This is a genomic window from Streptomyces sp. NBC_01537, assembly GCF_045040445.1.
In the GTDB taxonomy this organism is placed as follows: Bacteria; Actinomycetota; Actinomycetes; order Streptomycetales; family Streptomycetaceae; genus Actinacidiphila.
Genome location: NZ_CP109392.1, coordinates 6,907,583 through 6,931,464 on the forward strand (window position 1 = coordinate 6,907,583; position 23,882 = coordinate 6,931,464).

A 23,882-nucleotide genomic window follows, 5' to 3' on the forward strand; every position below is an offset into this window, starting at 1 on the left:
TTCCGTCGTGGGTGAGGTGGCGGCTACTTGGCGCTGATCGCGCCGGTGGTCACCTTGAGTGCGCCGGAGTAGGCGGTGACGTTGTACTTCTTGAACAGGGTGGCCAGGTAGCCGTTGTCACGGAGGGTGTTCAGCGCGCCGGCCACCGCGTCTCCGGCCTTCTGCTTGCCGAAGCCGAGAGCGAGCGGCGCGGGGTTGATGCCCTTGACCGCCGTCTCGAAGGTGCCGCCCTTCTGGTAATAGCTGGTGACCGCCTCGACGATGGCCACCCCTTCGACCTGGCCCGCGGCGAGCGCCTGGTAGGCGTCGGCGGTGGTGGTGAAGGTGCGGATGGTGACGGTCGGCTTGCCGGCGGCCTTGAGCTTGGCGTTGAGCGCGGTGAGGGTGTCGAACTCGTAGCCGGGGGCCTCGACGGCGATGGACTTACCGGACAGGTCGTCCTCGGAGGTGATCTTCTTCGGGTTGCCCTTGGCCACGGAGACGGCGACGCCCTGGATCTCGTAGGGCAGCAGCTTGATGGTCTTGGCGCGCTCCGGCGTGTAGAACATGCCGGTGTTGATCATGTCCCAGCGGCCCGACTGCACGCCGGGGATCTGCGCGTCGAAGGGGATGTTGACGAACTTCGGGGTGAGGCAGAGCAGCTTGGCGATCTCGTCGCCGAGCTCGACCCGCATGCCGATGATGTTGCCGGAGGCGTCCAGGTACTGCATGGGCGGCAGGGTCGCGTTGGTCGAGATCGTCAGCGTGCCCGCCTTGACCAGGTCGGCCTTGCCGAGCTTGGGCGTGCAGGCGGAGGACGACGAGGAGGCAGAAGAAGAGGAGGAGGACTGGCTGCCGCATGCGGCCACCGTCAGCAGCAGGGCGGCGGAGGCCGCGATTCTCAGAGTGCGCACGGTCGGTTCACCTTTCGGCAGTGGAGGAAGAGGGGTGCAGCCCGGCCTCGTCGAGCGCCGCCGACAGGCGGAGCAGCACGGACGGGTCCTCCAGCGGGAGCAGCGGGGGGCGTACGTGCCCCCCGGGCTGCCCGAGCAGCCGCATTGCGGCTTTGAGCTGCGAGGTGGGTGAGGCGAATCGGGAGCTGTAGTCGCCGTTGACCAGCAGGCTCACAAGCCGTTCGTAGCGGGCGGACCATTCCCGGGCCCGGTCCATGTCACCGGCCCAGAAGGCCTCGTAGAAGGGAACGGCGAACGGCGCGCCCAGCCCGCCGCCGTCGATGTTTCCCGCGCCGCCGAACTCGGCCATGACGGCCATGCCCCGGCGGTGGATGAAGCGGCCGAAGACCTGGACCCGGCCGGCCAGGGCCGCGCAGGTGTCCGCGACCTTCAGTTCGTCGCCGGAGCTGTCCTTGACGGCCACCACGGTGTCGAGCCCGGCCAGCCTGGTCAGTGTGTCGACGGTGATGTCGACCGCGGTGCCGCGGGGCCAGTTGTAGACCATGAGCGGCAGGTCCACCGCCTCCGCGAGGGTGCGGTAGAAGGCGTAGATCTCCTCCTGGCTCGGATGCGCGTACGGCGGGGGAGTGGTGAGGATGCCGTCGGCGCCGATGGAGCGGGCGTGCTCGCCGTACCGTACGCACTCGGCCGCGGTGAACGCGCCGCAGCCGATCACCACCGGCACCCGGCCGGAGAGTTCGGCGACCGCGATCTCGGCGACCCTGCGGCGCTCCTCGGGGGTCTGGGAGAACCATTCGCCGGTCGTGCCGTTCACCAGCACTCCGTGTACGCCGTGTTCCGCGTACAACCGCAGCAGTGCGCGCCAGGCGCTCTCGTCGAGCGAGCCGTCGGCGGCGAACGGCGTGGGTGCGGCCGGCCAGTAGCCGCGCCAGGAGACGGCGCCCGGAGTGTTCATGGTGAGCTCCAATCGGAGGCCGGCCGACACCTTGTGGGATCGATTCCACAGCACGGTCGCATCCGGTCCGGTGGGGGTCAACCTCGATTTGGCGTGAATGTGCTGCTGAAACGAACTGTTTACGCCACTGACTTCGCGGCGTCTGACATGATGGCGACCACGGCCCCGGGAGTGAGAAGGGGTCCATGGGATCGATTTCATGATCGGGGGTGGACCGGTGGCAGTCACCTTGGACCAGGTGGCCGACGCGGCAGGGGTCTCCAAGAGCACGGCCTCACGGGTGTTGAGCGGCTCCAGCCGGGTCAGCGCGCAGACGCGGCGGGCGGTGCAGTCCGCGGCGGAACGCCTCGGCTACCGTCCGAACCGGATCGCCAGCGGGCTGCGCACCCGGCGCAGCAACCTCATAGGGCTGGTGATCACCAACCTGGTCAACGCCTCTTTCCACACCATCACCGAGGTGCTCCAGCAGCGGCTGGACGAATGCGGCTACCAGGTACTGCTGTGCGTCACCGACGCCGACCCGGTGCGCGAACGCCGCTACCTGGACATGCTGCTGGACCACCGCATCGACGGCCTGGTCATCGTGGGCACGGGCGCCAACACCGCGACGGTCCGGCAGGTGAGCGCGGCCGGTATCCCCGTGGTCAACCTGATGCGCTCGCCCGACGACGCCCCCGGCGACTCCGTGATGGCCGGCGACCGGGAAGGCGCCGAACTGGCCGTCCGGCACCTGCTCGACCTCGGGCACCGGAACATCGCCTTCATCGGCGGCCCGCCCACCGTCGACTCCGGAAGGGACCGGTACGCGGGATTCGCCGCGGCTCTGGCCGCCGCCGGACTCGAACCCGATCCCGCCCTGTGCGAGCGCGGCCCGTACACCATGTCGTTCGGTGCGGAAGCGGTCACGCGGCTGATGGCCTCGGACAGCCCGCCCACCGCGCTCTACAGCGCCAACCACGAGGCGACGTTCGGGACTCTCGGGGCCCTGGTCCAGCTCGGCGTCCGGGTGCCGGAGCAGCTCTCCCTCGTATGCCACGAGGCGGCGCCCTGGTTCCCGTACTGGCACCCGCCGATCACCGTCGTCGACAACGGCGCCCGCGACCTCGGTGAGCTCGCCGCGGAGCAGCTGCTGCGCCGCATCGACAGCCGCCCCGACAGCCGCCCCGACGAGGGCGGCCCCGAGCCGGAGGACGCCGGCCGCCTCATCCGCGTCGGGTCCCGGCTGGTGGTGCGAAGCTCGACCGCGGCTCCGGGCCGGCCGTCGGTGTAGCGGGCCCATCGCCCGCTACGGGCGCAGTTCAAAAGAGACGTGCGGGGACAGCGCGCGGAGGAAGCCGGGCGCGTCGAAGATCTCGCCGGCGGAGGCGACACCGACCGTCCTGGTCCGTCCCGTGAGGATGCGGTCGACCGCTTCCACCACGAGCGGCGCGGTGACGGCGTAGATGTCCCGGCCCCTCGCCACAGCCCGCCGTTCAGTGCCGCCGGAGCGTACGACGACATCGACGAGGAAGGTCTGCGCGGACCGCCCACGCTCGTCGACCGGGCTCGGCGCCGGTGTGTCCGAGGCCGAGAGCTCCTTGGCCGCCACGTCGGTCATGTAGCAGCGCACCTCGGGGACGTCGAGGTGGCTGGGCACGGTGACCACGTCAGCCATCGAGTACTCCCCGATGACGGCCCGCGGGCCCATCGGGTCGGGGAACGGCCACGTGAGGGTCGGCGGGGCGTCCTGGCAGTACTCCAACTGCCCCTTCGTGTAGCGGACGCGCCGGCCGCCCCGCCGCTCCCGGGAAACCGCGCCTGCCGCGCGCGTCCCGGCGGTGGGGTGCCAACTGCTCAGCCCGTACGCGATGTGCGCCTCGTCGGCCGCTGTCCAGTCGCCCATCGCGGCGGTGGTCAGCAGGTCGCCGAGGCCGCCGTAGAAGGCCATCGCGGGGACGATCACCACTCCTGCGGCTCGGGCGCGGTCCGTGAAGTGCGCGAACGTATCGGCGTTGGCCTCGATCTCGGCCGCCACGTCCACGTACGGGATCCCGGCGCGCAGTGCCGCCTCGATCACGGGCGCGGCCGTCGTGGCGAAGGGCCCGGCGCAATTGACCACAGCCGCCGCACCGGCCAGTGCGTGGTCGAGCGAAGCCGGATCGTCGACCGACGCCGGGCGGACGTCCAGTCCGGGTCCGGGCTGGGATGCCGCCAGTTCCTTCAGCTTGTCGGCGTCCCGGCCGGAGAGAACCGGGACGAACCCGCGCTCCCGCAGCTGTGCCACCACGAAACGTCCGGTGTGACCGTACGCGCCGAACACCGCAACTGCCTGCCCCGACCCCATGGGTTCTCCTCCGCGCTCACATGATCTGCCGCTGATCTGCCGCGATCCGTTACGGACATCCTTTCGAGGGCGGGGGCCCCACACGAGTGTCCGGAACGCCATGCCCCGTACAATTCCGGACATGGACACTGTCGCACTGGCCGTCACCGACGGGATGCTGCACTTCGAACTGGCCCTGGCCTGCGAGGTCTTCGGCTCCGCCCCGGCCGCCGTGACCGGCCCCTGGTACGACATCGCCCTCTGCGGGCCGGCCGCCGTGCGAGCCGGCCGCTTCCGGCTGGAGCCCGACCACGGCCTCGACCGGCTCACGCGCGCCGACACCGTGATCGTCCCCGGCTGGGCCGACATCGACCAGGCCCCACCCGCCGACCTGGTCGACGCCGTGCGCGCGGCCCACGATGCCGGCGCCCGCGTGGCCTCCCTCTGCACCGGCGCGTTCGTACTGGCCGCCGCCGGCCTGCTGGATGGGAAGCGCGCCACCACGCACTGGGCCCACACCCGAGCCCTCGCCGCCCGCTACCCCCAGGTCACGGTCGACCCGGACGTCCTCTACGTGGACAACGGCAGCGTCCTCACCTCCGCCGGTAAAGCCGCCGCCATGGACCTGTGCCTGCACCTGGTCCGCCTCGACCACGGCTCGTCGATCGCCAACACCGTCGCCCGCCACCTGGTCGTGCCGCCGCACCGGGACGGCGGCCAGGCCCAGTTCGTCACCACCCCGGTGCCCGCCCCGGACAACCACCCGCTCGCCGAACTCTTCCCCTGGGTGATCGAACGGCTGGACCACCCGCTCACCGTGGAGGACCTGGCCCGCCAGGCGCGGATGAGCTCGCGCAACCTGGGCCGCCACTTCAGATCGGTGACCGGCACCACCCCACTGCAATGGCTGCTGACCCAGCGGATCCGCCACGCCCAGGAGTTGCTGGAGACCACCGACGACAGCGTCGACACCATCGCGGCGGCAGCCGGCATGGGCACCGCCACGACGCTGCGCCGGCACTTCAACCGCACAGTCGGCGTACCCCCGGACACCTACCGCCGCACCTTCCGCTCACGCACCCGCGGCGACAGAGCGCGTGTGGGGGCGAGGCCCTAAGGGCGGCGTCCCCATGCGGAGATCATCGGGGCGGTGGCCAGGTCGAGCCGCCCGGTGGCGACGTTCGCCAGGTGACGGTCGATCTCCTCGTCGGTGGCAAGCCCTTCGCCCACCAGGCGGTGGCGGATCTGCCGCACCGTGGCGTCCTCGAGCACGGCGCATGCCGGCGAGGTGATCGGGAAGTACGCGTCCGCCTGCACCTCGTCCAGACCGGCCTCGCGCAGCACTCTGGGCAGGGTCCGCCCGTACGCGAGGTCTGCGCCGCGCGCCGCCATCAGGGCGCGGAAGCCGGACCGCAGCCGGTTGGCGAGTCGCTGTTCGGGCCCCGACTCGTCCGGGCACAGCAGCGGCTGCAACGTGGGGTCGGCGTCCTCCAGGAGGAGCCGGCCGCCGGGCCGCAGCGCCTGGACCATCCGGCGCAGTGCCTCGGCGCGGTCGGCGACGTGCACCAGGACCAGCCGGGCGTGCACGAGATCGAAACCGCCGGGCGGCGGCGGATCGGCCGCCACGTCGTGGGACAGCACCTCGATCACGCCGCCGGCGATGTCCCTCGTCCAGGACACGTCGATGTCGGTGGCGATCACCGCACCCGTCGGGGCGACTCGTTCGGCCAGCCCGAGGGGTACGGAGGGCCCGCCGGCGCCGACCTCCCAGCACCGCATCCCGGCACGGATCCCTAGTCGGTCGACATGCCGGAACGTCACCGGGTCGAACAGTTCGGCGAGGGCGCCGAACCGGATACCCGCCTCCGACTGCCGATTGTCCAGCAGATAGCCGCGGTCGGTGTCGTGCTCAGCCATGCGGCGATTCTGGCAGACAGGCCCCGCCCTTGCGGAGCCTCCGCCGGCGCTGGCGGCTGAGCTGGGAACACGGGTGAGGGTGAGGGGCCGCGTCTGTTCTCGAATCACTGGGCCAACGCCGTGGGCCCAGCCGGCACTGTGCCGGACCGAGCGTGGGCTTCCACCCCGAACGTCAGGACACCGCGGCACCGGGGTGGCGGCACCTCCTCGCGTTGATCGAAGAGGCGGCTGCCGACGGGCGCGAGGTGTTCAAGCCGCTGGTCGAGCTCCCCGCAGGGAAACGGCGGCAGATCATCACGCTGCCGCCGAGCGTCGCCAAGCTCAAGGCGGTACGGCATCTGGTGCTCTACGGCAGCAATCTCGTCCGCATCCCGCCGGAGATCGGCGCCATGGAGAGCCTGGAGGAGTTCAGCCCTTACACCTCGCGCCGACTGCACTGGTTCCCCTACGAGTTGACCCACTGCGCGAGCCTGAAGCGCAGCACGGTCAGTACGCGTTCGGTCTACGGCAACTACAGGCTCCGGCCTCAGTTCCCCCTGCTCCAGCCGCCAACGCCCCAGGCCGCAGAGTTCGACTCCCGCCATCTCGACCCCGGCACCTGGGGTGCCGAGGCAATCCACGCTTGCAGCATCTGCGCCAGGGCGTCGAATCGCTGCCCCAGCCACCCGCACACTACGTCGCTGTTCCCCACCGTGGCGGCCCCACCGTCACCCAGCCACCTGCGGACCACCCACGAAGCTGAGACATCGAGGTCCAGGCCCGGGCGAAGCGACCAGGCCCTAGAGTCGTGATCATGGAGAAGAGGACGCTGGGGCGTACGGACAGGCAGGTCGGGGTGATCGGGCTCGGGGCCTGGCAGCTCGGCGGCGCGGACTGGGGGCGGACGGACGAGGCGGACGCCCTCGGGACACTGCACGCGGCGCTCGAGTCGGGCGTGGACTTCATCGACACCGCCGACGAGTACGGGGACGGACGAAGCGAGCAGATCATCGGCGAACTCCTGCGGTCGCTCGCCCGGACGGGCACCAAGGCACCGACCGTGGCGACCAAGATGGGCCGGCGGGCGGCCCAGATACCGGAGAACTACAACGCCGCCAACTTCCGTGCGTGGACCGACCGTTCGCGGCGCAGCCTCGGCGTCGAGCGGCTCGATCTGGTGCAACTGCACTGCCCGCCGGGCCCGGTGTATGCGAGCGACGAGGTGTTCGACGCCCTCGACGCGCTGGTCGAGGACGGGACCATCGCGGCGTACGGAGTCAGCGTCCGCACCTGCGAGCAGGCGCTGGCCGCTCTCCGCCGCCCGAACCTCGCGACGATCCAGCTCGTCCTGAACGCATTCCGCCTCAAGCCGCTGGAGCAGGTGCTGCCGATTGCGGCGCGGGCAGGGGTCGGCGTCGTTGCGCGCGTGCCGTTGGCCAGCGGGCTGCTGTCGGGGAAGTACACGGCCGCGACCGTCTTCGGCGCGGACGACCACCGCACCTACAACCGGCGCGGCGAGTCCTTCGACGTGGGGGAGACCTTTTCGGGCGTGGACTACGCGACCGGGCTGGAGGCGGTGCGGCGGCTGCGTCCGCTGGTGCCCGAGGGTGTGACGCTGGCTCAGTTCGCGCTGCGCTGGATCGTCGACCAGGAGGCGGTGAGCGTGGTCATCCCGGGCGCGCGCAACGCCGGGCAGGCACACGCGAACGCCGCCGCGGCCGCGCTGGCACCGCTGGACCAGGACACCCACCACGCCGTACGAGAGGTCTACGACGAACTGATCCGTCCGCAGATCCACCACCAGTGGTGACCTGCCTCACGGCTCTGCGAACGGCCCCGCCGTAACACACCCGTCACGCACGGCCGTTGACATACCTTACCGACGGTAAGGATGATCGCGCGCATGGCGACGGACCCGATACCTCAGTTCCCGGACGGCTTCCTGTGGGGCGTCTCGACCTCGGCCCATCAGATCGAGGGGGCGGCCGACCAGCGCGAGCCCTCCGTGTGGGACGCCTTCACGGCCGAGCCCGGGCGGGTGAAGGACGGCTCGACGGCGGCGGTGGCCTGCGACCACTACCACCGGTACCCGCAGGACGTGGCGCTCCTGCGCGAGCTGGGCGTGGACGCGTACCGCTTCTCGGTGTCCTGGCCGCGCGTGCGGTCGGGGGATCTCGACTTCTACGACCGGCTCGTGGACGAGCTGTGCGCGGCCGGGGTGCGGCCCGTGCCCACGCTCTTCCACTGGGACCTGCCGCTGGCCCTGGAAGAGGCGGGCGGCTGGTTGCAGCGCGACACGGCGTCCCGGTTCGCCGAGTACGCGGCGGTCGTCGCCGAGCGGCTCGGCGACCGCGTGAAGAAGTGGATCACCCTCAACGAACCCGCCGAGCACACCCTGCTGGGCCATGCGCTGGGCACGCACGCCCCCGGCAAGCGGCTGGTCTTCGACGCCCTGCCGGTCGCGCACCACCAGCTGCTGGCCCACGGCCTCGCCGTACGGGCCCTGCGCGCGGCCGGTGCCACGGACATCGGCATCGCCAACTCGCACGGCCCGACCTGGCCCGCCTCCGGCGAGGCGGCGGACGTGGAGGCGGCCGACTTCTACGACCTGCTGCTCAACCGCCTCTTCGCGGATCCCCTGCTGCTGGGCGAATACCCGTCCGGCCTCGGGGAGTTGATGCCGGGCGACGTGGAGGCCGACCTGAAGGTCATCGCCGAGCCGCTCGACTGGTACGGGATCAACTTCTACGCCCCGACCAGGGTGGGCGCGCCCACGGGCGAGGACGCCGAGTTCGGCGGCGTCGCCATCCCGGCCGAACTCCCCTTCTCCGTACAGGAGATCGAGGGCGTCCCGGTCACGGACTTCGGCTGGCCGGTGGTCCCCGAAGCCCTCACCGAACTGCTGGTGGGCTTCGGGCAGCGCTACGGCGACCGGCTCCCGCCCGTGGTGATCACCGAGAACGGCTGCAGCTACCCGGGCCTGGACGACCAGCAGCGCATCGACTACCTGGACGGCCATATACGGGCACTGCACCGGGCTGTGGAGTCCGGGATCGACGTACGCGGCTACTTCGTCTGGTCGCTGCTGGACAACTTCGAGTGGGCGGAAGGCTTCGCACGCCGCTTCGGACTGGTCCACGTGGACTTCGCGACGCAGGAGCGGACGCCGAAGGCCTCGTACCGCTGGCTGCGTGACGCGCTGCGCGGGCAGAGATGACGGCAGACCTGCTCGCCGATGGGTTCGTCGATCCGCCGCAAGTCCTTCGTCCTGTGGCTGGGCGCCCTTCCCCCAGGTGGCGGCCCCCGTCCTGGCGGCACCGATCGTGACGTATCCGGGCGGATACCGGGCTCTCTCGGCGTGGACGGAACGCGCCCTCGCGTCGGGGGCCGGATCGATCAGGAAACGAGAAGCGCGGCCAGTGGGCCGCGGCTAGCGTGACGACATGGACATCACCATTCACACGACCGTCCTCCCGCATGACGACCCGGACGCGTCCGTGGCCTTCTACCGCGACACCCTCGGCTTCGAGGTCCGCAGCGACGTCGGACAGGGCAAGATGCGCTGGATCACGGTCGGCCCCGTCGGCCAGCCCGGCACGTCCATCCTCCTGGCGCCGCCGGCCGCCGACCCCGGGGTCACCGAGGACGAGCGCCGCACCATCGCCGAGATGATGGCCAAGGGCACCTACGGCTGGATCCTGCTGGCCACCCGGGACCTCGACGACACCTTCGAGAAGGTGCAGGCCGGTGACGCCGAGGTCGTCCAGGAGCCGACTGAGCAGCCGTACGGCATCCGCGACTGCGCCTTCCGCGATCCCGCGGGCAACATGGTCCGCATCCAGGAGCTTCGCTGAGCCGTCACCTGGAAAGGGGTTCTCTCATGTGTCACCCCGCATGGGCGCGCGCACGCATCGCCGCGCAGCGCCTGAACGACCTCGAGCGCGCGACGGCGCTGCTGCGCAGTGGCGACGTCGACGTCACCGAACGGACCGGCATGCCGCCCAGCGCCTGCCCGACACCGGTCAGGAATCAAGAAGCGCCGGTCGCCGAGCCGCAACTAGCGTGATGAGCATGGCATCCATCGAATCAGTCACCCTCGACGTGGCCGACCCCCACGGCCGCCGACTGCTTCTACACCGCCGCCTTCGGGCTGGACACGCAGATACGCCTGCGGGCCTCGGAGGCACCCACCACCGGCTTCCGCGGGTTCACAATGGCGCTCACGGTGTCCCAGCCGGCCAACGTCAACAGCCTCATCGACGCCGCCCTCGACGCCGGCGCCACACCGCTCAAGCCCGCCGCGAAGTCGCTCTGGGGCTACGGCGGTGTCGCCCCGGACGGGACGATCTGGAAGGTCGCGACCTCGGCGAAAAAGGACACCGGCCCTGCCACCCGGGAGGTCGACGAGATCGTGCTCCTGCTGGGAGCCGCGGACGTGGTCGCGAGCAAGCGGTTCTACGTCTGCCAGGGCCTTGCGGTGGCGAAGAGGTTCGGCCGCATGTACGTCGAGTTCGCCGCCGGGTCGAGTCCCGTCAAGCTGGCGCTGTACAGGCGCCGTGCCCTTGCCAAGGACGCCGGCGTCTCTCCCGACGGCACCGGATCGCACCGGCTCACGATCGGTGGCGATGCCGGGCCTTTCACCGACCCGGACGGGTTCGGGTGGGAGTCGTCCTCGGAATCGGAAGCGGACCGGAAGCGGACGGCCCCTACCGGCGGAAGCACCGGGAGCGGTCCACTGATCGGGTGAGGCCGGGCGGCGGTGGCAGGCCGCGCGAACGGCGGGATGATGCCGCACGGGGGCCGAAAGATGCGGAGGAACCCACCGGACCGGGGGGCGGAGGCCAGGAGCCGCCCGGCCTCGCGTCGGGCGTACGACCCGTACCGCCCCTGGTCACTGCCCGTGGTCCGGACCCGGTACCGGTTCCAGCTCGCGGAAGCGCTTCTCGACCGGGGAGAGATCGGTTCTGGCCAGGTCCTCCGGGCGGACGACGATGCGCAGTTCGGGCGTGAGCGCGGGGTACCGGCGGCAGGCGCCGATGAACGAGTCGACGATCAGGGCCGCGAGCTGGCCGTGGTCGAGGTCGGTGACGCGGGCGAGCCCGGAGCCGATGAGCGGGACGGCGACCGGTTTGAACAGCCCGTGCACGGCCACCGAGGCCCAGAGGTTGTCCAGGCTCAGCCGCAGATCCTCGTGACCGGACCTGGCCACCAGGTCGTTGCCGAGCCGCGAGTAGGCGGTGGCGAACACCCGGCGGCCGTCGACGGGTACGGCGACGGTCGTGCCCACCGGGTAGCGGACGCGCCGGCCGCGGGGCTTGGTCCGGGCGCTCTCGGTGCCGACGGCCTCCACCGTGCGCAGCCCGGTCCGGAGCTTCTCGTCCAGCAGGCGGCGCCGCCCGGCGAAGAGGCGGTCGACGAGCTGGCTCTGCACGCTTTCGCGGCTGATGACGATGTCCTGGTCGGTCTCGGTGTCGAAGGTGTCGGTGAAACCGACCACCAGGTTGGAGTCCGTCTGCTCGAAAAGGTCGCCGCGGACGATGACGACGTCTGCCCGCTGGCCGGGCAGCGGCACGCTGTGGCGGAGCAGTTCGGCGCCGTGGCGCGCGCGGAGCGCGGCCCGCAGGGCGTCGAGGGTGCGCGCCGCCTCGGGGTCGTCGGGGTGGTCGCGGGCGATCAGCTCGGCGACCGGCAGCGCGAGGTCGGGGCGGCCCAGATCGGCCTGGACGCGGACCAGTTCACGGCGGGCGGAGTCCTGCAGGGTGGTGAGGCGGCGAATGAAGGGGGCCGCGAAGCCCTCGCCGTTGACCTCGGCCAGCGGCCGGCCGCGTACCAGGGACAGTGCCTCGGCGAGACCGTGGGCGGCCGTGGCGGGCGGGGCGAGGAGGGCGCTGCCGACGACCGTGGTGAACCGTGCGCTGTCCAGTTCGTCGGGCTGCAGCACCAGGCGGTAGGCGGTCTCGGGTCCGTGTACGGTGACCTGCTGCTCGGTGCGCAGGACGCGGGCGGCGCTGCCGTCCTGGCCGGGGTCGAGGGCGCGCCGCAGTTCCAGGACGCGTTTTTGCACCTCGTTGCGGTTGCGCTGGGCCAGATGGCGTGGCTCGTCGGCCAGCCCCCATACGTCGCGGCGCAGTTGCCGTACCGGCACGGCTTCACCCTCGGCGGCCACCAGACGAACCAGCAGCCGGGTCGTCAGCGGTGTCAGCCGGACCGGAACTCCGTCGATTTCGAGGCCGACCGGCCCCAGTACTTTCACCTGGATGCGCGCCTTTGCTTTACCCACCTGCGCCGCCCCCCGCCGCATCACTCCGCTCCGCAAGTGATGGGCAGAATATCATGATGCCTTGGGGAAAGCATGCCTTTGGGTGATTCCGGTGAGCTGGATGCAATACGGCGTCGAGGAGAATTCCGGGCGCGTTCCCGGGCTCGTTTGCGAATACTCGTGCGATTTCCGCGGCGGATGTGCGGCTCGCGGCGCGCCCGGCAGGTTTTCGTCCGCAGCACGATGGCGGCATTCGGCGGGATATCCGCGGTCCTGCAGTTCGCCGGGCAATTCCTTCCGCGCAGCTTTGCCGTTCCCGGCGCGGTCACCGTGGCGTCGGCGGCGGCATGCCTGGCCTGGGGGCTGGGCCGGGCCCGTCCGGTGGCGCAGGTGCAGCAGGTGTTCCGGCGGCCCGACATGACGGTGGTGGTCGAGTCGGGAGACGTGTTCGACGAGTCGGCGCATCTCGTCGTCGGGTTCTGCGACACCTTCGACACCGCTTCGGCCGGCGGCGCGGTCATCAACGGCGACAGCGTGCAGGCACAGTTGCTGGCCCGGCGCTACGGCGGCGACGTACAGCGCCTGGACGCGGAGCTGAGCGCGGCGCTCGCCGCGGTCGCACCGGTCGCGCGGGAGGACCGGGACCGCAAGCCGCTGGGCAAGCTGGACCGGTATCCGGTGGGCACCGTGGCGGTCCTGGGCACCCGTCCGCAACTGGTGTTCGGCGTCGCGTACAGCCGCATCGGCAACGACTGCGTGGCCGCCTCCAGTACGGAGGACCTCTGGTCGGCCCTCAGCCGCCTGTGGGACGCGATGCACCGGCACGCCCAGATGGGGCGGGTGGCCATGCCGCTGGTCGGATCGGGACTGTCCCGGCTCGACCACCTCGACCAGGACAGCCTGCTGCGGTTGATCCTGATGTCGTTCGTCGCCCGGTCACGCGAGAGCGCGGTCTGCCGGGAACTGCGGGTGGTGGTGCGGCCCGCCGACCTGGAACGGATCAACATGCGTGAGATGGCGGCCTTCCTGAGCGCTCTCGCGTCGGGGCTGGACGACACGTGAGCCGGGACCACGCGGTCGCCCGCAGTCGATCAGGGGGCGAGACGCCGGTACGCGGACAGGTTCCGGAAGTGCCAGGTCTCGCGCCAGTCCGGCCGGCTGTCGTCGAGCAGACAGCCGGCCAGCTTCAGCCGCGCGGCGATCTTCGCGAGGGCGGCCTCCGTGCCGTCGAAGCGGATGACGTTGAGGCCCGCGGTGTCGGCGACGTGCCGCAGCCGGCCGACCTCGACGATGACGGTCCGCTCGGGGTAGGCCATCAGCACCATGCCCAGTTCGATCAGCACGTTCTGCCGGGGCTGGCCGGTCAGCTGGGTCTCGTCGGCCGGCTCGGCGTCGCCGAGCAGGTGCGGGTGGAGCTTGGCGACATCGTCCGGGGTGAGCAGGACCAGGGCCGCCTGCGCCTGGGACGGCGCGTTCCTGACCACTTCACCGAGGTAGGGCGCGGTGCTGCCGGTGGCCCGGACCAGTTCCTCCCACTCCAGTGGGCGCAGGTCGAGCCGGCGCAGCAGCGCGAACATCGACTGCCGTACTTCTTCGTCCCGGCCGTGCACGACGAAGACGCTGCGGCTGCGGCCGTGTTCGGCGGAGGCCTGCCCGGACGCCTGGCCGGACGCACCGGGCGCCTGCGGCTCGGCGGCGGGCGCCGCATGGTAGTTGTAGCCGAAGCCCTGGTTCTTCCCGCCCATGATGTTCTGGTTGTTGTCCCCGAACCTGTTGCTCTCGCTCATGATGGCTGTGCTCCTGGGCTGCTCGGTGAGTTGGTGCCCGCGGGCTGGTAGTTGTAGCCGAAGTTCTTGTTCTCCCCGCCGAAGACGTTCTGGTTGTTGTCCCCGAAGAGGATGTTGGTCTGCGCACGGTCGTGGTCGGCGAGATCCACGTTGTGGTCACTCAGGAACGTACGGATGTTCTGGAGCAGATGGCGCTCGACGACCTGCATGTACTTCACGGCGTCGGACTGCTGGAAGAAATGGTGGTAGGTGTCGCTGGTGGCCATTTCCCGGACGCTTGTCAGCGCGCCGCAGTCGACCGCCTTGGTCACATAGCGGCCCAGGCGGAATTCGCTCCTGTCGACCGCGGTGCTCTCCGCGGTGAACCCGATGGCGGTCCGCTCGCCCCGCCCGGGGCGCACCAGCCGGCCCAGCCGCCGCGGCAGGAAGCGCTCGGGGAGGACCCGCAGCGGCAGCAGAGGCAGCGCCAGGCACCAGCGCGGTACGGCCCTGGCCATGTCCCACGCCACTCGCAGGGCCAGGCGGCGGTCGAACGCGTCGGGCAGCCGGTCGACGAGGTGGAAGTCCTGCAGGAGCGGCCCGAGGACGTACGTGTAGAACTCGGTGTGCAGGGTGTCGCCCTTGAGGTCGAACCCCACGAAGATCGAGGTCACCAGCTCTTCGTTCCACGACCCGACGCGCACGCACAGGTACTCGCGGGCCGAGTCGTAGTCCTCCTGCCAGTGGATGCCCGGGAGGTCGTCCGCGCCGGGCAGCTCGGACCACCCCGCGCCGCGCGTCCGGTCGTTCGTCCGGATCGCCGTGGTGAAGCGGCGCTGCTCGATGGTCAGCCCCTCGATGCGCTCGTCCCGGCGGGCCTCCTCGCGCAGTTCCCCGGCCATCCGGGTGGCGACATAGCCGGTGATGTCGTGGACGCTGAACGGGATGACGGCCCTGCGCTCCACGGTGTCCAGGTCGGGCCCGGACCCGTCGACGTCCTTGCGCATGGCGAGCCGGGTCCTGGGCGCGCCGAGCAGCAGTTGGGCGTTCGACCAGTCGCGCAGGGGCTCACCGGCGCCGACGAAGGGCCGGTAGCCGGCGTAGAAGACCAGGCCGCTGCCGGCGGACTGCTCATGGTCGATCTTGCGGATCAAGGCGTCGGTGAGGCTGCCGTTGGCCGGGTAGGAGCCGTCAAAGCCCCCGTTGGGGCCGGACTCCTTCAGGCGGGTCATCAGGATCTGCAGGGTGACGACCCGGCGCAGATAGGCCGCGCCCCACAGCACCCAGCACAGGAGCAGTACGCAGGTGAGGAAGCCCAGCGTGCCGCTGTTCATCAGGATCAGGAGCAGGACGCCCGACCCGATGGCCACGCTCAACTGGATGCGGCGCAACCGGCGGGCCGCGAGAGCGTGCGCGAGCACCGACACGGCGTCGTAGCCGTACGACGGCGCGACCACCCGGAAGCGGTTCTTCAGCAGTTCGCGGATGACGGCCCGGCGATAGCCGCGGTCGAGGTAAGTGCCCGCGGACAGCAGGCGGGTGGCCTTGGTCCGCGCGTACTCGCGGGGGCCCCGGGGCGCCTCGGGCGGCGGGCCGGGAGGGTGTGGATGCAGTGCCTGTGTGGTCACGACGGTTCTCCTGGTGCGCCCGGGTGGTCAGGTGGTCGGGGTTGCCCTGCCGCTGGTGATCTCACCGTCGCGGACGGTGTAGGTGGCGTCGTACGAGCGCGATGTGCCGTCCGTCGACAGGGCGTCGAGGATCAGCCGCACGTCGGTCCCCTGTACGGACACGACGCTGATGGTGTCCCGCTGGGTGGTGGCGAAGCCCGAGGCGAACGTGGCGTAGTCGTCGTCCAGGTTCTTGCCGCCCAGATCCCAGGCTGTCTGGTAGTCACGGTTGTTGATCGCCTCGAAGTAGGCGACGACGACCGCCTGCGGTTCCGCGGACGGGGACGGGGACGCGGAGGCGGAGGCGGTGGTTGACTCCGGTGAGGCGCTGAAAACATCCCCCGGCAGTCCCGTATCGGGAGTGGCGGAGGGGTACGCCGTTGCCGGCGAGGTCTCCGGCCAGGCCGATGCCTCGGTCCCGAGGCCCGAGTAGGGCCCGGCCGCACCGGCCGAGCCGGAGTCATCGTGCGTCAGGCTGCCGGCCAGACCCAGGAGCAGGACGAGCAGCAGCGGTACGCCGATGACGGTGAGCCCCCAGGTGCGGGCGGGCCCGGCGGGGGGAATCAACCCCGCATCGCGGTAGGGCATCGGCGGGCCCGATGCGGTGTCGGGTCTCGCTACGGGAGGCCGCAGGGCTGGGTCGTCCATGAGGTACTCCAAGGCTGGTTGACACCTCTGATGCCACCAGCCCCTCCGCTTCCGTGGCCAGAGCCGATCCGCTTCCGAACCGCTTCCGGGCCGGACGAGGTGGGCCTCCTCGATCAGCGGTGACCAGGGACGCGCGATATCCTTGAGGCGAGTCCATACGCCCGCCGGTCTTACCGCCGTGAGGGAGAACAGCCATGGATCTCAACACCGTCACCGAAGTCATCCGGCGACCGTCCGCCCGGCCGGGCATGGACTGGCGCGAAGGCGACGCCTGGCTCGCAGGCGGAACGTGGCTGTACTCCACGGATCAGCCGGGCCTGCGCCGCCTGATCGACCTGACGACACTGCGCTGGGATCCCCTCGTCCCGAGCGACGCGGGCCTCGGCATCGGTGCGACGTGCACCATCCACGACCTGTATGCCTTTGCGCCGCCGCACGACTGGAACGCCGGCGCCCTTGTCGCGAAAAGCTGCGAGGCGTTCTTGTCCTCGTTCAAGGTCTGGAACTCGGCGACCGTCGGAGGCAATATCTGCATGTCCCTGCCCGCCGGCCCGATGATCACGCTGACGGTCGCGCTGGAGGCAGCGTACGAATTGTGGGCCCCCGACGGGTCCTCGCGCATCGTCGACGCCCTCGACTTCGTGACCGGCGACAACCGGAACATTCTTGCTCCCGGGGAAATCCTGCGGCGCATCGACATTCCGGCGCGTGCCCTGAGGAAACGCACCGTGCATCGCCGTTTCACGCTGACCCGCCTCGGCCGCTCGACGGTATTCCTCATCGGTACGCAAACGCCGGGGACGAGCGACCTGCTGCTCACGGTCACGGCCGGCACCACACGGCCGGTGCGCTTCGCTTTCGACGCCATGCCCGATGCCCGGACTCTGCGGGAGAGCATCGAGGCCATCCCCGCCCCTGTCTGGTTCGCCGATCCCAATGGGACCCCCGACCACCGTCGTCACCTGACGAAGCACTTCGCCGAGGAGATTCGCCGCGAACTCACAGATGGGGACCCGACATGGCATACGTCGTGAACGGCAGGACCTTCGACGAGGAACCGGACCCCGGCCAGTGCCTGCGCACCTTCCTCCGCTCGCTCGGCCACCATGGCGTCAAGAAGGGCTGTGACGCGGGCGATTGCGGCGCGTGCACGGTGTGGCTGGACGGCAGTCCCGTACACAGCTGCATCACCCCCGCATTCCGGGCGGACGGTCGTGAGGTGACGACGATCGAAGGCCTCGGATCACCCGGCGACCTGCATCCGATGCAGCGACAGTTCCGCGACGCACCGGGGTTCCAGTGCGGTTTCTGCACCGCGGGGATGATCATGACGTCGGCTACGTTCACCGAGGCCCAGAAAGCGGACCTGCCACGGGCGTTGAAGGGCAACCTGTGCCGCTGCACCGGCTATCGGGGCATCGAGGATGCGGTGAAGGGCGTCGTCGGTGTGGAGACACCGCTGCCGGGAAAGGCCGTCGGGACGAGTGTCGGTGCGCCGGCGGCCGACGATGTGGTGACCGGACGCGCCGAGTTCACGATGGACACCCGCATCGAGGGCATGCTGCACCTCAAGGTGCTGCACTCACCGCATGCGCACGCCCGGATCGTCTCGATCGACAAGACCGCCGCACTCGCGGTCCCCGGCGTGCACCGGGTCTACACCTGGGAAGACGTGCCGCGCAGGCATTTCACCACGGCCATCCACACCGACCATCTGGTCGATCCGGACGACACCCGCATCCTCGACGACACGGTCCGCTTCGTCGGCCAGCGCGTCGTCGCGGTCCTGGCCGACACGGTCGGGGCGGCAGAGGAGGGCTGCCGAAGGGTCGTCGTGGAGTACGAGAAAATTCCGGCGGTGTTCGACCCCGAAGAGGCAATGGCCGAGGGGGCGCCACAACTGCACGGCGCGCACGATCCCTTCGTCCGCGATCCCGTACGGAACATCCTGCTGGAGATCCATTCACATATCGGCGACATCGACGCGGGGTTCGATGAAGCCGACGTCATCCACGAAGGCACATACTCCTCACCACGAGTGCAGCACGCGCATCTTGAGACCCACGGCTCGATCGCCTGGATGGAGAACGGCCGTCTGAACGTCCGTACCAGTTCACAGTCGCCGTCGATCGCCAAGGTGAAACTGGCGTATCTTTTCGCGCTGCGCCCGGATCAGCTCCGCGTGTTCTGCAAACGCGTCGGCGGCGGTTTCGGCGGCAAACAGGAAGTGATCTCGGAGGATCTGGTCGCGCTCGCGACCCTGGACACCGGGCGGCCTGTCTGCTTCGAGTACACCCGCGAGGAGGAGTTCACCACCGCTTCGCCACGGCATCCCATGGCGTTGACGGTCAAACTCGGTGCGAAGGCGGACGGAACGCTCACGGCGTTCCAGGTCCGCAATGTGTCGAACACCGGCGCCTACGGAAACCACGGCGGCGAAACGCTGTACGCGGGCGGCGCCGCCGTCATGATCTACCGCTGCCCCAACAAGAAGTACGACGCGTTCTCCGTCTACACCAACACCGTTCCGAGCGGGGCGCTGCGCGGTTACGGGATGACGCAGCCGGCGTTCGCCGTGGAATCCGCGATGGACGAGCTGGCACGCGCGCTGCACATCGATCCGCTCGAACTTCGGCGACGCAACATCGTGCGACCGGGGGATCCGCTGGTAGCCCTGGACGACGGCCCCGACGACGTGGTGTTCACCGAGGACGGGCTCGCGAAGTGCATCGATCTGGTGGGTGACGCCCTGGCCCGCACCGCCGATGAGGCGTCCCCCGGCCCCGGATGGCTCGTCGGGACCGGCGTCGCGAGTTCACTGCACGAGACGGCGCCCCCGACCGAACACGTCTCAGAGGCCTGGCTCACGCTGGGCGACGATCTCGTGTACGAGCTGGCCGTCGGAACGGTCGAGTTCGGCGAGGGTACGTCGACCGCGCATGTCCAGATCGCGGCAAACCAGCTGGGCACGACGCCGTCGCGGATTCGCCTGGTGCAGTCCGACACCGACCGCACGGGATTCGACACCGGCGCCTTCGCGAGCGCGGGCCTTTTCGTGGCGGGCAACGCGGTGCTTCGGGCTGCCAACGCCGTGCGCGACCGCATCCTGGAGTTCGCCGCCGCCCACACGGGCGTCCATGTCGTGATGTGCTCGATGGACGACGAGGATGTCGTCTGCGGCGACCAGCGCGTTTCGCTGGCCGAGCTCGTCGAATTGGCCCGGGCGCGCGGAATTCGATTCACCGCCGCCCGTAAGGCATATGGATCGCCCCGAAGCGTCGTCTCCAATACGCAGGGGTTCCGGATAGCCGTCCATCGGGTGACGGGGGAGATCCGTGTTCTTCACAGCGTCCAGGCGACCGACGCCGCCGTGCTCATCAACCCCGCGCAGGTCCGGGGACAGGTGGAAGGCGGTGTCGCCCAGGGAATCGGTTTCACGCTGACCGAGAATTATCACGTCGACGCGAACGGCGTCATGACCAACCCCAACCTCCGCAATTACCGCATCCCCACCTACGCCGATATCCCCCGCACCGAGCTGCTCCTGGTGAACTCGGCGGATTCCGTCGGGCCCATGCGGTCCAAGGGAATGGCGGAATGCTGCATCAACCCGGTGGCCCCCGCGCTGGCGAACGCGCTCCACGACGCCACGGGCCTTCGCTACCGTGCGCTGCCCCTGACTCCGGAACGGATCTACCTCCGGCTCAACGAAAGCCAGTCGGTGCGGACGGCCTGACCTGAGCCGGCACGGCAGTGCGAGGATGGAGTGATTCACCTCGTCACGAGCGGATGTGGGGGTACGGATGGCGCTGGACGATCAGTCGACGGAAACCGTGGGACAGGAGTCCGCGGACCCGCCGGCGGAACCCGCCGCGCGAGAGACCGCGGGGGCGCGGCGCCGGTGGATCGGCGGGCTCGTCTTCCTCACCGTGCTGGGGCTGCTGTTCTTTCTGCCGTGGTGGGTGCTGCTGGCGTCCGGCACGGGGTGGCCGTCGCCGGTCGTGGTGAGCGGGAGTGTGCTGTTCGGGGCCACGCTGCTCGCCTTCCCGGTGGCGATGGTCCTGGGCCACGGCCACCGGCAGCTGGACTGGGCGGCTCGTACGGGCGACACCATCCTCGGCGTGATCTGGGTGCTCTTCGCCTGGTCGGCCATCGGCGGTGTACTGCGGCTCGCCCTGGCCGCCGCCGGGGCCGGGGGCCGGGAAGCGGCCAGGGGCGTGGCCCTCGGGGTGGCGGTGATCGCCGTGGTGCTGCTGGTGTGGGGCTACGCCGAGGCCATGCGGCTGCCCCGGGTCCGGCGGACCGAGGTCACGCTTCCCCGGCTGGGCCCCGGGCTGGACGGGACCCGGGTGGTCGTTCTGGCCGACACCCACTACGGGCCCATCGACCGGGCCAGGTGGTCGGCGCGGGTCGCGGACGCCGTCAACGCCCTGGACCCCGACATCGTCTGCCACGCCGGCGACATCGCCGACGGCTCGATCGCCAGGCGCCGGGAGCAGGTCGCGCCACTGGGGACGGTCCGGCCGCGCCTGGCCAGGGTGTACGTCACCGGCAACCACGAGTACATCGGTGAGGCCCAGGGCTGGCTCGACCACATGGCCAGGCTCGGCTGGGAGTCGCTGCACAACCGCCACCTCATCGTCGAACGCGGCGGCGACCGGCTCATCCTCGCGGGCGTGGACGACCGCACCGCCGCCTCTTCCGGCCTGGCCGGGCACCGCGCCGACGTCCACGCCGCCCTCGCGGGCGCCGCCCCCGATCTGCCGGTCCTCCTGGTGGCCCACCAGCCCAAGCAGGTGGCCCAGGCGGTTGCCGCCGGCGTCGACCTCCAGGTCTCCGGCCACACCCACGGCGGGCAGATCTGGCCGTTCAACTTCCTGGTACGACTCGACCAGCCCGTGGTGCAGGGCCTCAGCCGCCACAGCGGCCGGACCCAGCTCTACACCAGCCGCGGTGCGGGCTACTGGGGACCGCCGTTCCGGATCTTCGCACCGAGCGAGATCAGCCTGCTCATCCTGCGGTCGCCCGTGTGACCTGCGGCGGTCATGCACAATGGCCCGAGCCCGCCGTTGTCCGTGGCCTTGAGGAGTCCGGTCCGTGCCCGTACCCGCCCCCGTACCGCTACTGCGATTGAACGGCGTCAGCCGCACCTACGGCCGCCGGAAGGTCCTGCACCCCCTCGATCTCTCGCTGAACGCGGGGGAGTGCGCCGCGCTGCTCGGCCACAACGGATCCGGCAAGTCCACGCTCCTGCGGATAGCCGCCGGCCGGGACACCCCGACAACGGGCACCGTCACCTTCGACGGCCTGCCCATGGACGAGAACGACCCCCGGGTCCGGGCCCGGGTGGCCGTCGTCGGGGACACCACGGCCTGCTACCCGGATCTCACCGTTCGTGAGCACCTCCAGCTCGTGGCGGTCGCCCACGGGGTGGACGGTGCGGAGGAATGGATCGACCATGTGCTCGCCGAGCGCCTGCTCAGCGCGCATTCCGACGCCCTGCCCTCCGCGCTGTCGTCCGGGCAGTTGCAGTCGCTGCTGCTCGCGTCCGCACTCGTACGCCCACGGGATCTGCTGCTGCTCGACGAGCCCGAGCAGCGGCTGGACCCCGGCGCCCGCCGCCGGCTGGCCGACGTGATCGGCGCGGAGACCGCCGAGGGGGTGGGCGTGCTGCTCGTCACTCACGACGCGGAACTCGCCCGCGCTGCCGCCGACCGGGTGCTGGTGCTGCGCGAGGGCGAGATCGTCGCGGACGGCACGCCCGAGGACGTACTGGCCGACGGGTACGCCATCGGGGGCGAGGCCGGGTGAGCGCCGACACCCGGCTTGGCGAGCATGAGGCAGAGGAACGGGCGGCCCACTGGTCCGGGGAGGACGAGTGGACCGACGAGACGCTGCGGCTCCTGCGCGAGCTGCGCGCACCGCACCGGCGCAAGCGGGCCGGTCAGATCGCCTACGCCGTCTACTGCGTGCTGCTCATCACCGTCGTCTGGGGCGTCATGCCCAGCATGGGCCTGTTCCTGGAAGCCTCGATGGGCGCCGACTACACCGGCCACGGCCCGGCGATCCTGGCGGCGATGCCCGCAGGCCTGTGCGCGCTCGCCCTGGGATGCCTGCTGCTCGGCGCCCGTGACGCGCTGTGGCGCGGGCCGGTGGTCCCGCCGCGCGAGAGCGTCGACTGGCTGCTGGCGCAACCGGTACGGGTCGGGCGGGTGCTGCGGCCGTGGTTGTGGGTGTCCTGCGCGGTCGCGCTGAGCCTCGGGGTCCTGGCCGCCGCGATCGGCACGGTCACGCTGGGGCTGACGGTCCGGGTCGGGCCGCTCGCGGCCTTCGCCTGGTGTCTCGTCGGCGGGGCGTGCCTGCCGCTGCTCGCCACCGCGCTCGGCGTCGAGGTCGAGACCGGTCCGCGGGTCGCGCGATGGGTGCGCTCGCTGACGCCGTACGCCTGCGGGCTGTTCCTCGCCCTCGCCGGGCAGAGCGTGCTCGCCGCCGATGGGCACGCCGTGCCGTGGCTCGAACGGATCGAGCTGTGGTCCGGTCCCTGGGGCTGGGCGGGGATCGCGGCGCTGTCCCCCACACCGGCCGCGGTACCCGGCGGCCCGGTCGCCGCCGGTCTTCTGGTGGCGCTCACCTGCGCCTGCCTGGTGCGCGCGTACCGGGCCGTGGGCGGCGCCCTGCCGCTCGCGGCGGTCCGGCAGCGTTCGCGTACGGCGTCCGGGGTCATGAGCGCGCTGCTCACGGTCGAACTGCGCGCCGCGCGCCAGGTCGCCGCCGGGGCGGCGGGCGGTGAGCGGCCCGTGCGGTTCCGTCTGCGCGCGCCGCGCCGTGCCGCCCTGGCCGTGCCGTGGCGTGACTGCGTCGCGCTGCTTCGCGCGCCCGGCGCGGTGGCCAGGTCGGTGGTGCTGACCGCGATCGCCGTTCCGGCGGCGGGGCTCGCGGTCAACGCCCACGGCGGTACCGCCGTCGCCGCTCTTCTCGCGGCGCTGGCCCTCGGCTACTGGGCGGTGGCCCAGCTCCTGGAATCCGCCCGCGTGGAGACCGACGACACCCGCCGCGCATCGTGGGCGCCGTATCCCTTCGCGGGTCTGATGCTGCGCCACGCGATCGTGCCAGGAGCGGTCGCCCTGCTCATCTCGTGCGCGGCGGCAGCCGTGATCCTTCCGCTGGGCGGTCCGGCGCGAGCCGTCCTCGCGCCCGTGGCCGTCCCCGCCCTCGTGGCGGCGGGCCTGGTCAACGCCTGCCGGGGAGCGAGCAAGCTCCATCTGCTGATGGCCCCGTCCCAGTCCCCGGCCGGCGGCACAGGGCCCGTCCAGTTCCTGATCTGGTATCTGGCCGGGCCGCTCACCGCGCTCGCGCTGCTGGCCGTCCCGTTCATGCTGGCGCTGCACCGCGGGACCCCGGCGGCAGCGGAGGCTGCGGCACTCACCAGCGTGGTCGTCACCGGCGGGCTGCTGCGCTGGATGTACGTGCGCGCGGTGAAACTCACCCGCTGACCG

The 23,882-nt window shown here is 70.9% G+C and carries 21 protein-coding genes and 1 pseudogene; 14 read left to right on the forward strand and 8 right to left on the reverse strand.

Going from position 1 to position 23,882, the window contains the following annotated elements:
- Window positions 1-23 precede the first annotated feature (23 nt).
- Together OG607_RS31735 and OG607_RS31740 are read right to left on the reverse strand one after the other, a co-directional pair.
- The gene (locus tag OG607_RS31735) at window positions 24-893 is read right to left on the reverse strand and encodes an ABC transporter substrate-binding protein (RefSeq protein WP_405730740.1); all 870 of its coding nucleotides are present in this window, start codon (window positions 891-893) and stop codon (window positions 24-26) included.
- A 7-nt stretch (window positions 894-900) separates the two neighbouring features.
- Window positions 901-1,848, reverse strand: coding sequence for a dihydrodipicolinate synthase family protein (locus tag OG607_RS31740; protein ID WP_405730742.1), 948 nt, complete (start codon window positions 1,846-1,848; stop codon window positions 901-903).
- 217 nt (window positions 1,849-2,065) lie between these two features.
- Between OG607_RS31740 and OG607_RS31745 the strand changes: the two genes are divergently transcribed.
- Window positions 2,066-3,118, forward strand: coding sequence for a LacI family DNA-binding transcriptional regulator (locus OG607_RS31745; RefSeq protein ID WP_405730744.1), 1,053 nt, complete (start codon window positions 2,066-2,068; stop codon window positions 3,116-3,118).
- Window positions 3,119-3,133: 15 nt separating this feature from the next.
- Here the strand turns inward: OG607_RS31745 and OG607_RS31750 are convergent, their stop codons facing one another.
- Window positions 3,134-4,171: a saccharopine dehydrogenase family protein gene (locus tag OG607_RS31750; protein WP_405730745.1), complete on the reverse strand. Its 1,038-nt coding sequence runs from the start codon at window positions 4,169-4,171 to the stop codon at window positions 3,134-3,136.
- A gap of 121 nt (window positions 4,172-4,292) precedes the next feature.
- On the opposite strand from OG607_RS31750, the gene OG607_RS31755 reads away from it, so the two are divergent.
- On the forward strand, window positions 4,293-5,267 hold the full coding sequence (locus OG607_RS31755; RefSeq protein ID WP_405730747.1) for a helix-turn-helix domain-containing protein: 975 nt from the start codon (window positions 4,293-4,295) through the stop codon (window positions 5,265-5,267).
- On the opposite strand, the gene OG607_RS31760 is transcribed toward OG607_RS31755, so the two are convergent.
- Window positions 5,264-6,067, reverse strand: a complete 804-nt coding sequence (locus OG607_RS31760) for a class I SAM-dependent methyltransferase (RefSeq protein WP_405730749.1) — start codon at window positions 6,065-6,067, stop codon at window positions 5,264-5,266. The genes OG607_RS31755 and OG607_RS31760 overlap by 4 nt on opposite strands.
- A gap of 152 nt (window positions 6,068-6,219) precedes the next feature.
- Here OG607_RS31760 and OG607_RS31765 point away from each other — a divergent pair, with 152 nt between their 5' ends.
- From OG607_RS31765 to OG607_RS31790, 6 genes and pseudogenes are all read left to right on the forward strand, one after another.
- Complete coding sequence (locus OG607_RS31765; RefSeq protein ID WP_405730751.1) at window positions 6,220-6,858, forward strand: leucine-rich repeat domain-containing protein; 639 nt, start codon at window positions 6,220-6,222, stop codon at window positions 6,856-6,858.
- 2 nt (window positions 6,859-6,860) lie between these two features.
- Complete coding sequence (locus tag OG607_RS31770) at window positions 6,861-7,856, forward strand: aldo/keto reductase (RefSeq protein WP_405730752.1); 996 nt, start codon at window positions 6,861-6,863, stop codon at window positions 7,854-7,856.
- A gap of 81 nt (window positions 7,857-7,937) precedes the next feature.
- On the forward strand, window positions 7,938-9,263 hold the full coding sequence (locus OG607_RS31775; RefSeq protein WP_405730754.1) for a GH1 family beta-glucosidase: 1,326 nt from the start codon (window positions 7,938-7,940) through the stop codon (window positions 9,261-9,263).
- 226 nt (window positions 9,264-9,489) lie between these two features.
- The gene (locus OG607_RS31780; protein WP_405730756.1) at window positions 9,490-9,900 is read left to right on the forward strand and encodes a VOC family protein; all 411 of its coding nucleotides are present in this window, start codon (window positions 9,490-9,492) and stop codon (window positions 9,898-9,900) included.
- Between the two features lie 26 nt (window positions 9,901-9,926).
- The gene (locus OG607_RS31785) at window positions 9,927-10,112 is read left to right on the forward strand and encodes a hypothetical protein (protein WP_405730758.1); all 186 of its coding nucleotides are present in this window, start codon (window positions 9,927-9,929) and stop codon (window positions 10,110-10,112) included.
- A 5-nt stretch (window positions 10,113-10,117) separates the two neighbouring features.
- Window positions 10,118-10,793 (forward strand): annotated as a pseudogene (locus OG607_RS31790) (glyoxalase).
- 144 nt (window positions 10,794-10,937) lie between these two features.
- Here the strand turns inward: OG607_RS31790 and OG607_RS31795 are convergent.
- Window positions 10,938-12,299 (reverse strand): macro domain-containing protein, encoded by a 1,362-nt coding sequence (locus OG607_RS31795; RefSeq protein ID WP_405730760.1) that lies wholly within the window; start codon window positions 12,297-12,299, stop codon window positions 10,938-10,940.
- 249 nt (window positions 12,300-12,548) lie between these two features.
- Here OG607_RS31795 and OG607_RS31800 point away from each other — a divergent pair, with 249 nt between their 5' ends.
- A complete protein-coding gene (locus OG607_RS31800; RefSeq protein WP_405730762.1) occupies window positions 12,549-13,367 on the forward strand; it encodes a macro domain-containing protein in 819 nt (272 codons plus the stop codon).
- A 29-nt stretch (window positions 13,368-13,396) separates the two neighbouring features.
- On the opposite strand, the gene OG607_RS31805 is transcribed toward OG607_RS31800, so the two are convergent.
- Genes OG607_RS31805 through OG607_RS31815 form a run of 3 tightly spaced genes read right to left on the reverse strand, consistent with a single transcriptional unit; the run spans window position 13,397 to window position 16,386 of the window.
- On the reverse strand, window positions 13,397-14,092 hold the full coding sequence (locus OG607_RS31805; protein ID WP_405730764.1) for a TIR domain-containing protein: 696 nt from the start codon (window positions 14,090-14,092) through the stop codon (window positions 13,397-13,399).
- Window positions 14,089-15,684, reverse strand: a complete 1,596-nt coding sequence (locus OG607_RS31810; protein ID WP_405737181.1) for a hypothetical protein — start codon at window positions 15,682-15,684, stop codon at window positions 14,089-14,091. The genes OG607_RS31805 and OG607_RS31810 overlap by 4 nt, the downstream gene beginning before the upstream one ends.
- Window positions 15,685-15,726: 42 nt before the next feature.
- Window positions 15,727-16,386 (reverse strand): hypothetical protein, encoded by a 660-nt coding sequence (locus OG607_RS31815; protein WP_405730766.1) that lies wholly within the window; start codon window positions 16,384-16,386, stop codon window positions 15,727-15,729.
- A 194-nt stretch (window positions 16,387-16,580) separates the two neighbouring features.
- On the opposite strand from OG607_RS31815, the gene OG607_RS31820 reads away from it, so the two are divergent.
- The 5 genes from OG607_RS31820 (at window position 16,581) to OG607_RS31840 (ending at window position 23,879) form a co-directional block, all read left to right on the forward strand.
- On the forward strand, window positions 16,581-17,420 hold the full coding sequence (locus OG607_RS31820) for an FAD binding domain-containing protein (protein ID WP_405730767.1): 840 nt from the start codon (window positions 16,581-16,583) through the stop codon (window positions 17,418-17,420).
- Complete coding sequence (locus OG607_RS31825) at window positions 17,405-20,122, forward strand: molybdopterin-dependent oxidoreductase (protein WP_405730769.1); 2,718 nt, start codon at window positions 17,405-17,407, stop codon at window positions 20,120-20,122. The genes OG607_RS31820 and OG607_RS31825 overlap by 16 nt, the downstream gene beginning before the upstream one ends.
- Before the next feature lie 67 nt (window positions 20,123-20,189).
- Window positions 20,190-21,419, forward strand: coding sequence for a metallophosphoesterase (locus OG607_RS31830; RefSeq protein WP_405730771.1), 1,230 nt, complete (start codon window positions 20,190-20,192; stop codon window positions 21,417-21,419).
- A gap of 64 nt (window positions 21,420-21,483) precedes the next feature.
- The gene (locus OG607_RS31835; RefSeq protein WP_405730773.1) at window positions 21,484-22,197 is read left to right on the forward strand and encodes an ABC transporter ATP-binding protein; all 714 of its coding nucleotides are present in this window, start codon (window positions 21,484-21,486) and stop codon (window positions 22,195-22,197) included.
- On the forward strand, window positions 22,194-23,879 hold the full coding sequence (locus OG607_RS31840) for a hypothetical protein (RefSeq protein ID WP_405730775.1): 1,686 nt from the start codon (window positions 22,194-22,196) through the stop codon (window positions 23,877-23,879). The genes OG607_RS31835 and OG607_RS31840 overlap by 4 nt, the downstream gene beginning before the upstream one ends.
- Window positions 23,880-23,882: the final 3 nt, after the last annotated feature.